We start from the raw sequence: 12677 nt of genomic DNA on the forward strand, positions 1-12677 counted from the left end.
CGGGGTGCGGCGCGTGGACTTCGCGCAACCAGCCCGGTGCGAGTGGCGCCCGCGCTCAGGCCGGGGTGCGCCCGGTGGCGCGGCGGCGGAGGGCCCGGGCCCTGGCGTGCCGGGCGCGGCGCTGGGCCCGGGCCAGCAGGAGCGCGGTGAGGGCGGCGAGCGCGGCGGCGCCGAGCGACCACCAGAAGGTCGCGGTGAACGCCGCCATCCGCTGCTCGACGGTGGCGTCCGCCTCGTCGAGGCCGTTCTGCAGGACCGCGACGAAGACGGCCGTGGCGAGCGAACCGCCCAGCCGCTGCACCATGTTGAGCTGCGGGGAGGCGTCGCTGATCTTCCGCGGGTCCAGGGCGCGGAAGGCGGAGGTCATCGCGGGCATCACGGAGAGCCCGGCGCCGAAACCGGAGACCCCCATGGCGGCGGCGACCACCGCGTAGGGCGTGTCCGCGGCGATCAGGACGAAGGGCACGGCGGCGGCCAGGCTCAGCGCCGCCCCGATGAGGGCGGTGCGCCCGCCGCCGAGGCGCTCCACCACCCGGCCCGAGAGCCAGGTGGCCGCGGCGGCGCCGATGCTGGAGGGCACCAGGAGGACGCCGGTGGCCACCGGGCCCTCGCCGCGCACGCTCTGGAAGTACAGCGGCATGAGGACCATCCCCGCGTACATGCCCATCGCGAGGAAGACCGTGGTGAGGGAGGCGGCGCGGAAGACGGGGTCGCGGTAGAGGCGGATGTCGAAGAGGGGGTGCGGGATGCGCAGGGTGCGGACGACGAAGAGGAGGAGCAGCAGCGCTCCGGCGCCGAGGGCGGCGAAGGTGCCCGCCGAGGCGTCCCGGCCGGCCTCGCCGAGTCCGTAGGTGAGGCCCGCCATGCTGAGCGAGATCGCCGCGAGGCCGAGGGCGTCGAGCGGGGCGGCGTCCTGGGGCCGGTCGGGTGCCAGCAGCCGCAGCGCGCACAGCACGGCGAGCGCGCCGACCGGCAGGTTGACCAGGAAGATCCACCGCCAGTCCGCGTAGTGCAGCAGCAGCCCGCCGGCGAAGGGGCCGAAGACGGGGGCGAGCACGATGGGCACCCCGACCACCGCCATCACCCGGGGCAGGTTCGCCGGTCCGGCCGCCCGGGCGAGGATGATCTGCCCGACCGGCATGATCAGCCCGCCGCCGAGACCCTGCAGGGCCCGGAAGGCGATGAGCTGGCCCTCGTTCCGCGCCAGCGCGCACAGCAGGGAGGCGAGGGTGAACAGGACGACCGCGGTGGTGTACGCGCGCCGGGCCCCGAAGCGCCGCGCCGCCCAGCCGGAGGCGGGGATGGCGGCGGCGACCGCGAGGAGGTAGGCGGTGGCGATCCACTGGATGGTGTCCAGGGAGGTCCCGAAGTCCGAGGCGAGGGCCTTCAGGGCGACGTTGACGATGGTGGTGTCGAGGAAGGACAGGGTCGCCCCGAGGATCACCACGGTCGCGGCCCGCCGTACCTCGCGCCCGAGGCGCGGCGCCCGGCCGGGTCCCGGCGCCCGGCCGTTCCTCGTCTCACGGTGTCGTCCGGTCACGGCCGGGTCCTCTCCCCCTCGGTGCGCTGCGCCCCGGGTGCGGTGCGCAGCCAGGCGTCGACGGCGCCCGCGGCGGCGGCCGCCTCCTGCTCCAGCATGGTGAAGTGGTCGCCGGGGACGTCCACCGGGGTGTGCGGCCCCGGCCAGCGCGGCCGGTGGTCCCCGGTGAGGGAGCGCTCGGCCCGTACGAGGAGGACCGGGGTGGCCAGCGGTGCGGGCTCCCAGCGGTGGAAGAGCCCGAAGTAGCCGCCCATGGCGGTGAGCCGGGCGTCGGTGGCCCAGCCGAAGTCCTCCTCGCGCGCGAACATGGCGCTGACCATCTCGCCGCGGAAGGCGGGGTCGGCGGCGTCGCCCGGCAGGAAGGTGTCGAGCAGCACCAACGCCCGGGCGGCGGCGCCGAGTTCTTCGAGGCAGGCGGCGACCGCGTGGGCCAGCCAGCCGCCGGAGGAGTATCCGGCGAGCGCGAAGGGGCCGCCCCCGGCGTGCTGCCGGAGCGCCTCGGCCACCCGCCCGACGAGCGAGCCGAGGTCGGCGGGCAGCGCCTCGCCGTCCACATAGCCGGGCAGCGGCAGTACGGACAGGGCGCGGCGCTCGCGCAGGGCGGCCCCGAACCGGGCGTACTGGTGCGGGCTGGACAGGGCGGTCAGCGAGGGCAGGGCGAACAGCGGGAGCCCGCCCGCGTCCTCGTCCTCGTCCTCGCTGTGACGGTGGCTTGCGGCGAGGCGGACCGCTTCGAGCGGGGCCTGGTCGGCGTCCCCCGGCTGCCAGGTGAAGGCGGGCCGCAGCCGGGCGGCGGCCACCAGGAGGTCGGTGGCCGCCTCGATCCTGCCCTCGGCGCAGGCGGCCCGGTAGAGGGCGGCGACGGGTCCGCCGCTCTCGGCCGGTTGCCGGGGTGCCCCGGGGGATGCGCCGAGGAGCGTGGCGAGGTGGGCGGCGAGCTGGGCCGGAGTCGGGTGGTCGAAGATCGCGGTGGCGGTGAGGCTGAGGCCGGTGGCCGTGTTGAGCCGGTTGCGCAGCCGTACCGAGGTCAGCGAGTCGAAGCCCAACTCCAGGAATTTGCGGTCCGCTTCGACCTCGTCGGCCGAGGCGTGGCCGAGCACGGCGGCGGTCTGGGCGCGCACCACGGCGAGCGGGTCCGAGAGGTCCGCCGCGGGAGCGGTGTCCGCCTCGGGCTTCGCGGCAGGGGCGGGGAGCAGCTCGCGCAGCAGGTGCGGGGTGCCCTCCTCGGCGGCGCGGGCCCGCAGCACGGCGGTGTCCAGGCGCAGCGGCACCCGCAGCGGGTCCCGCTGGGCGCGGGCGGCGTCGAAGAGGGCGAGCCCCTCCTCGGTGCTCAGGGCCCGCACCCCGCCGTTGCGCGCCGGCTCCGCCGCGTCCAACTCCGCTGTCATCGCGCCGCGTTCGGCCCACAGCCCCCAGGCGAGGGAGAGCCCGGGCAGCCCTTGGGCGCGGCGCAGGGCCGCCAGGGCGTCGAGGTGGGCGTTGGCGGCGGCGTAGCTCGCCTGCCCGGGTGCGCCGAGCAGGCCGGAGGCGGAGGAGAAGAGCACGAAGGCGGTGAGGCCGAGCCCGGCGGTCAACTCATGGAGATTCCACGCCCCTTCGGCCTTCGGGGCGAGGACGGTGTCGAGCCGCTCGGGGGTCAGCGACTGCACCACACCGTCGTCGAGGACGCCCGCGGCGTGCACGACGCCCCGCAGCGGAGCCTCGGCGGGGATCGTCGCGAGCAGGGCGGCGAGGGCGTCCCGGTCGGCGACATCGCAGGCGGCCAGGCGCACCGACTCCGCGCCCATGGCGGCGAGTTCGGCCCGTACCTCGTCCGCCGTGCCCGCGCCGCCGCCGCTGCGGCTGACGAGCAGCAGATGGCGTACGCCGTGCGCGGTGACCAGGTGGCGGGCCACGGCACGGCCGAGGACACCCAGGCCGCCGGTGAGCAGCACCGTGCCCTCGGGGCCGAACTCCCCGCCGGGCCATGGGGCTTCGGCATCGGCGGCCGGGAGCGCGGCCCGGGTCAGGCGCGGTGCGTGAGCCGCTCCCCCGCGCAGCGCGAGGCCCGGTTCGTCGAGGCCCCGGACGGCGGCGGCGAGCAGGGCGGGCGGTTCGGTGCCGTCGGTGTCGAGCAGCCGGAAGAGCCCCGGGTGCTCGGACTGCGCCGAGCGCAGCAGCCCCCAGACGGCGGCGGCCACCGGATCGGTCTCCGCGTCGGGCGCCTGCCCGGGGACGTCCATCGCCCGCCGGGTCACGAAGACCAGCGGACCCGCGGCGGGCGCGCGCAGGAACTCCTGTACGGCGCCGAGCGCGGCGTGCAGGGCGGGGCGCAGCCCGGCGCCGGTGTCCACCTCGACGGTGCGCGCGGCCTCCGGGTACGGGCCCGCCTCCGGTACGGGCATCCGCCGCCAGTCGACCTGGAACAGGGCGTCCTGGACGCCGAGTCGGCCGGTGGCGAGCGGGCGGAGGAGGAGCGAGCCGACGGTGGCCACCAGGTTCCCCGAGCCGTCCAGGACGGTCAGCGCGAGCGCGTCCGCTCCGGCCGGGGACAGGCGCACCCGCAGGGTGTCGGCGCCGGGGCGGTGGAGCCGTACCCCGGTCCAGGAGAACGGCAGCCGGACCCCGTCCCCGAGGCCGCCGAGGCCCGCGGCGTGCAGGGCGGCGTCGAGCAGCGCCGGGTGCAGCGCGAAGCGTGCGGCCTCGGCGTCCTGCGGGGCCGTGACCTCGGCGTAGAGGTCCGCGCCGTGCCGCCAGGCGGCGCGCAGTCCGCGGAAGGCGGGCCCGTACTCCAGACCGGCCTCGGCCAGCGCCGGATAGAAGCCGTCGAGCGGGACGGGTTCGGCTCCCCGCGGCGGCCACCCGGTGTCCACGGCGGGGAGCTCGGTCGTGGCGGTGGGGGCGAGGGTGCCGGAGGCGTGCCGGGTCCAGGGCTCGCCGGTGCGGCGGGCGTGCACGGCGAGTTGTCTGCGGCCTCCGGCGTCGGCCGCCTCGACCGTCACCTGGAGGTCGAGTGCGCCCTGTTCCGGCAGCAACAGGGGTGTCTCCAGGGTGAGTTCGGCGATCTCGGCGGCGCCGACCCGGGCCGCCGCCTGCAGGGCGAGTTCGGCGAAGGCCGTGCCGGGCAGCAGGGCGGTGCCGCCTACCGCGTGGTCGGCGAGCCAGCGGTCCTCGCGCGCGGACAGGCGGCCGGTGAGGACCACCGTGTCCTTCTCGGCGAGGGAGAGATGGGCGCCGAGCAGCGGGTGGGCCAGGGGCTCCACCCCGGCGGACGCCACCTCGCCGGTGCGGGCGGTGGAGCGCAGCCAGTACCGCTCGCGCTGGAAGGCATAGGTGGGCAGGTCGACCCGGCGGGCCCCGGCGAAGACGGCACCCCAGTCGGCCTCGACACCCTGGGTGAAGGCCTCCGCGAGCGCGGCCCGGAAGCGGCCGGTGCCGCCCTCGTCGCGGCGCAGGGTGCCGAGACCCGGGTGGTCGAGTCCCGGGACGAGGACGGGGTGCGGGCTGACCTCGATCAGGACATGGCTGCCGGACTCGCCGAGGATCCGGGTCACCTCGTCGAAGCGGACGGTCTCGCGGAGGTTGCGGTACCAGTAGCCGCCGTCGAGTTCGGTGCCGTCCAGCCACCGGCCGGTCACCGAGGACAGGAAGGGCACCTCGGCGGACCTGGGGCGCACCGGGGCCAGAGCGCGGGCCAACTCCGCTTCCAGTTCCTCCACTTGGGCGGAGTGCGAGGCGTAGTCCACGGAGACCCGCCGGGCGCCGGGCACCCGGTCGAGGACCTCCGCCAGGGGCGCGGTGTCCCCGGAGACCACCACCGAGCGCGGGCCGTTCACCGCGGCCACCGAGACCCCCTCGGGCAGCGCCGCGCGGGCCTCGGCGAGCGGCAGCGGCAGTACGGCCATGCCGCCGCGCCCGGCGAGGGAGCGCAGGGCGGCGCTGCGCAGCGCTACCACCCGCGCCCCGTCGTCGAGGCTCAGCGCGCCCGCGACACAGGCCGCCGCGATCTCGCCCTGCGAGTGCCCGGCGACCGCGGCGGGGCGCACCCCGCAGGAGCGCCACAGCTCGGCGAGCGAGACCATCACCGCCCACAGCACCGGCTGCACCACGTCCACCCGGTCGAGCCCGGGCGCGCCCTCGGCGCCCCGCAGGACATCGGTGAGGGACCAGTCCGTATGGGGCGCGAGGGCCCGCGCGCACTCTTCGAGGCGCTCGGCGAACACCGGTGCGCCGTCGAGGAGTTCGAGGGCCATGCCCTGCCACTGCGCGCCCTGCCCCGGGAAGACGAAGACGGGGGCGGCGCTCTGGCGGGCCCGGCCCTCCTGGAGGTGGTCGGCGGGTTCCCGCGCCGCGAGCGCGGCGAGCCCGCCGAGCAGCCGCGCCCGGTCCTCGGCGACCACCGCGGCCCGGTACTCGAAGGCCGACCGGGTGGTGGCGAGGGACAGGCCGAGGTCGGCCGGGTCGAGCGCGGGCCGCTGTTCGGCGTACGCGGCCAGGGCGCGGGCCTGGGCACGCAGGGCGGCCGGTGACTTGGCGGAGAGCAGCCAGGGCACGGCGGGGCCGGGGAGCACGGGCTCCCGGGGGGCCGGGGCCGGGGCGGCGGGTGCCTGTTCCAGGATGACGTGGGCGTTGGTGCCGCTGATCCCGAAGGAGGAGACGGCGGCGCGGCGGGGGCGGCCGGTGGCGGGCCAGTCGCGGCGCTCGGTGAGCAGGCTGACGGCGCCGGAGTCCCAGTCGATGTGCGGGCTCGGCTCCTCGGCGTGCAGGGTGCGCGGCAGCACGCCCTCCCGCAGGGCCATCACCATCTTGATGACCCCGCCGACCCCGGCGGCGGCCTGGGTGTGCCCGAGGTTCGACTTCAGCGAGCCGAGCCACAGCGGGCGGCCCTCCTCGCGCCCCTGCCCGTAGGTCGCCAGCAGGGCGCCCGCCTCGATCGGGTCGCCGAGCCGGGTGCCGGTGCCGTGCGCCTCCACCGCGTCGATGTCCCCTTCCCGCAGGCCGGAGTTGGCGAGGGCCTGGCGGATCACCCGCTCCTGCGAGGGGCCGTTGGGGGCGGTGAGGCCGTTGCTCGCGCCGTCCTGGTTGACGGCCGAGCCGCGCACCACGGCGAGGACCCGGTGGCCGTTGCGCCGCGCGTCGGAGAGGCGCTCCAGGAGGAGCAGTCCCGCGCCCTCGCCCCAGCCGGTGCCGTCCGCCCCGGCGGCGAAGGACTTGCAGCGCCCGTCGGCGGCGAGCCCGCCCTGGAGGGAGAACTCGACGAAGGTCGTCGGCGTCGCCATCACGGTGGCCCCGCCCGCGAGCGCGAGTCCGCACTCGCCCTGCCGCAGCGCCTGAGCCGCCAGGTGCAGGGTGACCAGGGAGGAGGAGCAGGCCGTGTCGACGGTGAGCGCGGGCCCTTCGAGACCGAGGGCGTAGGAGATCCGCCCGGAGAGCACGCTGCCCGCGTTGCCGGTGCTGAGATGGCCGTCGACGCCCTCGGGGACCTCGCCGAGCCCGCTCGCGTAGTCGTGGTACATCACGCCCGCGAAGACGCCGGTGCTGCTGCCGCGCACCGAGGCCGGGTCGATGCCCGCGCGTTCGAAGGCCTCCCAGGCGGTCTCCAGGAGCAGCCGCTGCTGCGGGTCCATCGCCAGCGCCTCATGCGGGGAGATCCCGAAGAAGCCCGCGTCGAACTCGGCGGCCCCGTACAGGAATCCGCCCTCGCGCACCGCCGAGCGTCCCGCCTCGCCGGGCTCGCCGAAGAGCGCGTCGAGGTCCCAGCCGCGGTCCTCGGGGAACCCGGCGATGCCCTCCCGCCCGGCCGCGACCAGCTCCCAGAGGTCCTCAGGCGAGCGGACTCCGCCCGGGTAGCGGCAGGCCATCCCGATGACCACGATCGGGTCGTCCTCGGTACGGGTCCGGGAGGGCGCCCGCGGGGACGGCGCCGGTGCGGCTTCCGGTCCCGCCACGAGCCGGGCGCACAGGTGGGCGATGAGGGCCGCGGGGGTGGGGTGGTCGAAGACCAGGGTGGCCGTGAGGCGGGTACCGGTCTCGGCGGTGAGGCGGTTGCGCAGTTCGACGGCGGTCAGCGAGTCGAAGCCCTGCTCGGTGAAGGCGCGGTCGAGGGCGACCGCGGCGGTGCCGGAGTGGCCGAGCACCGCGGCCACCTGCCGCCGTACGAGCTCCGCCACCCCCTCGGCGGTCCAGGTGCCGCCGGGGTCCGTGCCGCCGGAGCCCGCGGCCGGGCGGCGGGTGGCCGTACGGATCAACCCCCGCAGCAGCGGCGGTACTTCGGCACCGGAGGGCCGCAGATCCAGCGGGGTCGGGACGAGCAGCGGCGCGGGGTGGCCGAGCGCCCGGTCGAAGAGGGCGAGGCCCTGCGGGGCGGTGAGCGCGGCGAGCCCGGAGCCGGTGATCCTGCCCCGGTCGCCGTCCGCGAGCCGCCCGCCCATGCCGCCGCCCTCGGCCCACAGGCCCCAGGCCAGCGAGGTCGCGGGCAGTCCGCGGGCCGCCCGGTGCTGGGCCAGCGCGTCCAGGAAGACATTGCCCGCCGCGTAACTGCCCTGCCCCGGCGCCCCGAAGACACCGGAGGCGGAGGAGAAGAGCACGAAGGCGGCGAGGTCCCGGTCGGCGGTGAGTTCGTGCAGATGCCAGGCCGCGTCCGCCTTGGGCCGCAGCACGGTGTCCAGGCGATCGGGGGTGAGCGAGCCGATCACCCCGTCGTCCAGTACGCCCGCCGCGTGCACCACGGCGGTCAGCGGATGCGCGGCGGGGATGCTCGCGAGCAGCGCGGCGAGCGCCTCCCGGTCGCCGACATCGCAGGCCGCGAGTCGCGCCTCACCGCCCGACTCGGCCAGCTCCGCGACGAGTTCACGCGCCCCCTCGGCTCCGGCGCCGCGCCTGCCGACCAGCAGCAGCCGCCGTACGCCGTGGGCGCGCACCAGATGGCGGGCGAGCAGGGCACCGAGACCGCCGGTGCCGCCGGTGATGAGGACCGTGCCCTCCGGGTCGAGGGAGGCGGCCTGCTCGGACCCGGCGGTGGCACGGGCGAGCCGGGGGGCCAGCACTCGGCCCCCGCGCAGGGCGAGTTGGGGCTCGTCGAGGGCGAGGGCAGCGTCGAGGCTGGCGGGCGTGGGCAGTCCGGCGTCGAGGGTGGTGAGCGTCGGCAGTCCCGCGTCGGGTGCGTCGGGCCCCGCGCCCTCCGCGTCCACCAGCCGGAAGGCTCCCGGGTTCTCGGCCTGCGCGGACCGCAGCAGTCCCCAGACGGTCGCCGCCGCCGGGTCGGGCACCTCCTCGCCGGGCACGGCGGCCAGCGCGCCCCGGGTGACGAACACCAACTGGGCGGCGGCGTACCGCTCTTCGGCGAGCCAGTCCTGCACCAGGCCGAGGGCGCGATGCGCGAGGCCGTGCGCCGCGGAAACCAGCCCCGCCGGGGAGTGACCCGAACCGGTGCAGGAGACCAGGACCCTGGCGGGCACCGTCTCCAACGCGGCCAGCTCCTCGGCCGAACTCACCCATACGGAGGCGGAGTTGGGCGTCCCCTCCGGCGCGGGCAGCTCGGTCCAGTCGACCTGGAAGAGGGAGTCGGGCCGCCGGGTGGCGGCCCCCTGAACCGGTCGCAGGGCCAGCCCCTCGACGCTGACCACGGGCGCGCCGCCGGGGTCCACGGCCACCAGGGCGACGGTGTCCTGGCCCGCCGGGGAGATCCGCACCCGCAGGGCCTCGGCGCCCGCCGCGTGCAGGGTGACGCCCGTCCAGGAGAAGGGCAGGCTCGGCCGGTTGCCGGTGACGAACTCGCCCAGGCCGACCGCGTGCAGGGCCGCGTCGAACAGCGCCGGGTGCAGCCCGAACCGGTGCGCCGCGCCCGCCTCCTCGGGCAACTCGACCTCGGCGTACACCTCTTGGCCCTGGCGCCAGACCGCGCGCAGTCCCTGGAAGGCGGGTCCGTAACCGAAGCCCGACTCCGCGAGATGCGCGTACAGCCCCTCCACCGGGACCTGTTCGGCATCGGCGGGCGGCCAGTCGAGCGAGGGGAGTTGCGGGGCGGCAGCGGCGCCGAGTCGGCCGGTGGCGTGCCGGATCCACTGGTCCCCGTCCTGCCGGGAGTGGAGGGCGAGAGTACGGCCGCCGTCCGGCTCGGGCGCCCCCAGCCGGACCTGGAGCTGTACGGCAGCCTGCTCGGGCAGTATCAGCGGCGCCTCGATGGTCAGCTCGTCGAGCCGCCCGAGGCCGACCTCGTCACCGGCCCGAACCGCCAGCTCCACCAAGGCGGTTCCGGGCACGAAGACAGTGCCCTCGACGGCGTGGTCGGCCAGCCAGGGGTGGGTACGCAGCGCGAGGCGGCCGGTGAAGAGCACCTGCTCGTCCTCGGCCAGGGTCACGGTCGCGCCGAGCAGCGGATGCGCGGCACCCTGCAATCCGGCCGCGGCGACATCGCCCGCACGCTCCGGCTCGGGCCAGTACCGCTCCCGTGCGAAGGGATACGTCGGCAGCTCCACCCGGCGGCCCGGCAGGACCCCGGCCCAGTCGGCGTCGATCCCGTAGGTGAACAGCTCCCCCACGGCCGCGAGCACCGACTGCGCCTCCCCGCGGTCCCGGCGCAGCAGCGCGGTGCAGCCATGGCCCCCGGACGCGGACTCCGCCAGGCATTCCCGGGCGGCGGCGGTCAGCACACCCTCGGGCCCCAACTCCAGGAAGACCAGGGCACCTTCGCGGGCGAGGGTACGCACGCCGTCGTGGAAGAGAACGGTCTGACGGACGTGACGTACCCAGTAGTCCGAGGAGGTCAGTTCGGTCGGCTGCGCCAGCTGGCCGGTCACGTTCGAGACAAGCGGGATTTGGGGCTCGGACAACGTCAAACCGCTAACCACCGAGGCGAATTCGGCGAGCATCGGATCCATGCGCGGGGAATGGAAAGCGTGGCTCACCGCGAGCCGCTTGACGCGATGACCGGCCTCGCGCGCCGCCTCCTCGATCTCCGCCACCGCATCCGCATCACCGGACAGTACGCACGCCAACGGGCCATTGACCGCGGCGACTTCCACCCGGCCCACGTAACCCGCACACAGACGGGAAGCCTCCTCCGCCGGGACCGACACCGCGAGCATCGCCCCACCCGAAGGCAACGCCTGCATCAACCGGCCCCGCGCAGCGACGAGTTGAGCCGCGTCAGAAAGAGAGAACACTCCCGCCACATGCGCGGCAGCAATCTCACCGATCGAATGCCCCAGAAGGAAGTCCGGCCGCACACCCCACGACTCCACCAACCGGAACAACGCCACTTCCACAGCGAACAAGGCAGGCTGCGCCCACCCCGTACTGTCCAGCGCCTCCGCATCACCGTCGAATATGACGCCCTTCAGCGATCGGCCCAAGTGACGGTCGAGTTCCGCACACACGGCATCGAAAGCCTCGGCGAAGACAGGAAACGCCTCGTACAACTCCCGTCCCATGCCTGCCCGTTGCGCCCCCTGACCCGTGAACAGAAAAGCGGTCGTCGGCTCGCTGTGGCCTTCCCGTACGGCGAGGTCGTCGAGGGCGGTGAGCAGGTCCTCGCGGGTGGTGCCGGTGGCGGCGGCGCGGTGCGGGAAGCGGGGGGCGCGGGCGAGGGAGTGGGCGAGGTCGGCGGGGGTGTGGCCGGGGTGCCGGGCGGTGTGGGCGCGCAGTTGGCCCGCGCGGCGGCGGAGGGCTTCCGGGGTGGCGGCGGAGAGCAGCCAGGTGTGTACGGGCGGCCGGGGCCGGTCGTGATTCTCGTCCTCGGCGGGCCCTTCGGGGGCCTCTTCCAGGATGACGTGGGCGTTGGTGCCGCTGACGCCGAAGGCGGAGACGCCCGCGCGGCGGGGGCGGTCGAGGGCGGGCCATTCCCTCTGCTCGGTGAGGAGTTGGACGCCGCCGGTGGACCAGTCGACGTGCGGGGTGGGGCTGTCGACGTGGAGGGTGCGGGGCAGGGTGGCATGCCGCAGGGCGAGGACCATCTTGAGGACGCCCGCGACCCCGGCGGCGGCCTGGGTGTGCCCCAGGTTGGACTTCACCGAGCCGAGCCAGAGCGGGCGTTCGGCGGGGCGGTTCCTGCCGTAGGTGTCGAGGAGGGCCTGCGCCTCGATGGGGTCGCCGAGGGTGGTGCCGGTGCCGTGCGCCTCGACGGCGTCGATCTGGTCGGGGGTGAGGCGGGCCTGGGCGAGGGCTTGGCGGATGACGCGCTGCTGGGCGGGGCCGTTGGGAGCGGTCAGCCCGTTGGAGGCACCGTCCTGGTTCACCGCCGAGCCGCGCAGCACCGCCAGGACCTGGTGGCCGTTGCGCCGCGCGTCCGAGAGCCGTTCCAGGACGAGGATGCCCGCGCCCTCGCCCCAGCCCGTACCGTCCGCGCCCGCCGCGAAGGCCTTGCACCGGCCGTCGGCGGCGAGACCGCGCTGCCGGGAGAACTCCACGAAGACGCGCGGGGTCGCCATCACGGTGGCCCCGCCCGCGAGCGCGAGGCTGCACTCGGAGCGGCGCAGGGACTCGGCGGCCAGGTGCAGCGAGACCAGGGAGGAGGAGCAGGCGGTGTCCACGGTGACGGCGGGGCCGCCGAGGCCGAGGACGTAGGAGAGCCGCCCGGAGAGGACGCTCGCCGCGTTGCCGGTGCCGAGGTAGCCCTCCAGGCCGTCCTCGGCGGCCAGGGCGCCGAAGAGGGCTCCGTAGTCCTGGCCGTTGGTGCCCATGAAGACACCGGTGCGGCTGTCGCGCAGGGCCGCCGGGTCGAGTCCGGCGCCTTCCAGGGCCGCCCAGGCGACTTCGAGCAGGATCCGCTGCTGCGGGTCCATCGCCTTCGCCTCGCGGGGGCTGATGCCGAAGAAGGCGGGGTCGAACTCGGCCGCCCCGTCGAGGAATCCGCCCTCGCGCACATAGCTGGTGCCCGCCCGGTCGGGGTCCTCGTCGTAGAGGGCCGCCAGGTCCCAGCCGCGGTCGGCGGGGAAGGGGACGAGGGCGTCGGTGCCCTCGGCGAGGAGCCGCCACAGCTGCTCCGGTGAGCGCACGCCGCCGGGGAAGCGGCAGCCCATGCCGACCAGGGCGATGGGCTCGTGCTCGCGGTCCTCGGCGTCCTTCAGCCGCTTGTTGGCCTCGTCGAGATCGCTGGTGACCCGCTTGAGGTAGGACAGCAGCTTCTGCTCGTTGCTCATCGGCTTCTGCGCGTCGCTCA

2 protein-coding genes are annotated in these 12677 nt (G+C 75.9%); both read right to left on the reverse strand.

Going from position 1 to position 12677, the window contains the following annotated elements; translation table 11 throughout:
- Window positions 1-55 precede the first annotated feature (55 nt).
- Entirely contained in the window at window positions 56-1540 is a 1485-nt protein-coding gene (locus tag MID12_RS03515) for a DHA2 family efflux MFS transporter permease subunit (RefSeq protein WP_263164814.1), read from the reverse strand.
- Window positions 1537-12657 carry an SDR family NAD(P)-dependent oxidoreductase gene (locus MID12_RS03520; RefSeq protein ID WP_411577040.1) on the reverse strand — a complete coding sequence of 3707 codons (11121 nt, stop codon included), beginning with the start codon at window positions 12655-12657 and terminating at the stop codon, window positions 1537-1539. Before MID12_RS03520 ends, MID12_RS03515 begins: the two co-directional genes overlap by 4 nt.
- Between the last annotated feature and the right edge of the window lie 20 nt (window positions 12658-12677).

Source organism: Streptomyces sp. SCSIO ZS0520 (assembly GCF_025643355.1).
Lineage (GTDB): Bacteria > Actinomycetota > Actinomycetes > Streptomycetales > Streptomycetaceae > Streptomyces > Streptomyces physcomitrii.

Coding starts and splice junctions, on each gene's coding strand:
- MID12_RS03520 (WP_411577040.1), bottom strand. CDS start 12,657: ATGAGCAACGAGCAGAAGCTGCTGTCCTACCTCAAGCGGGTCACCAGC.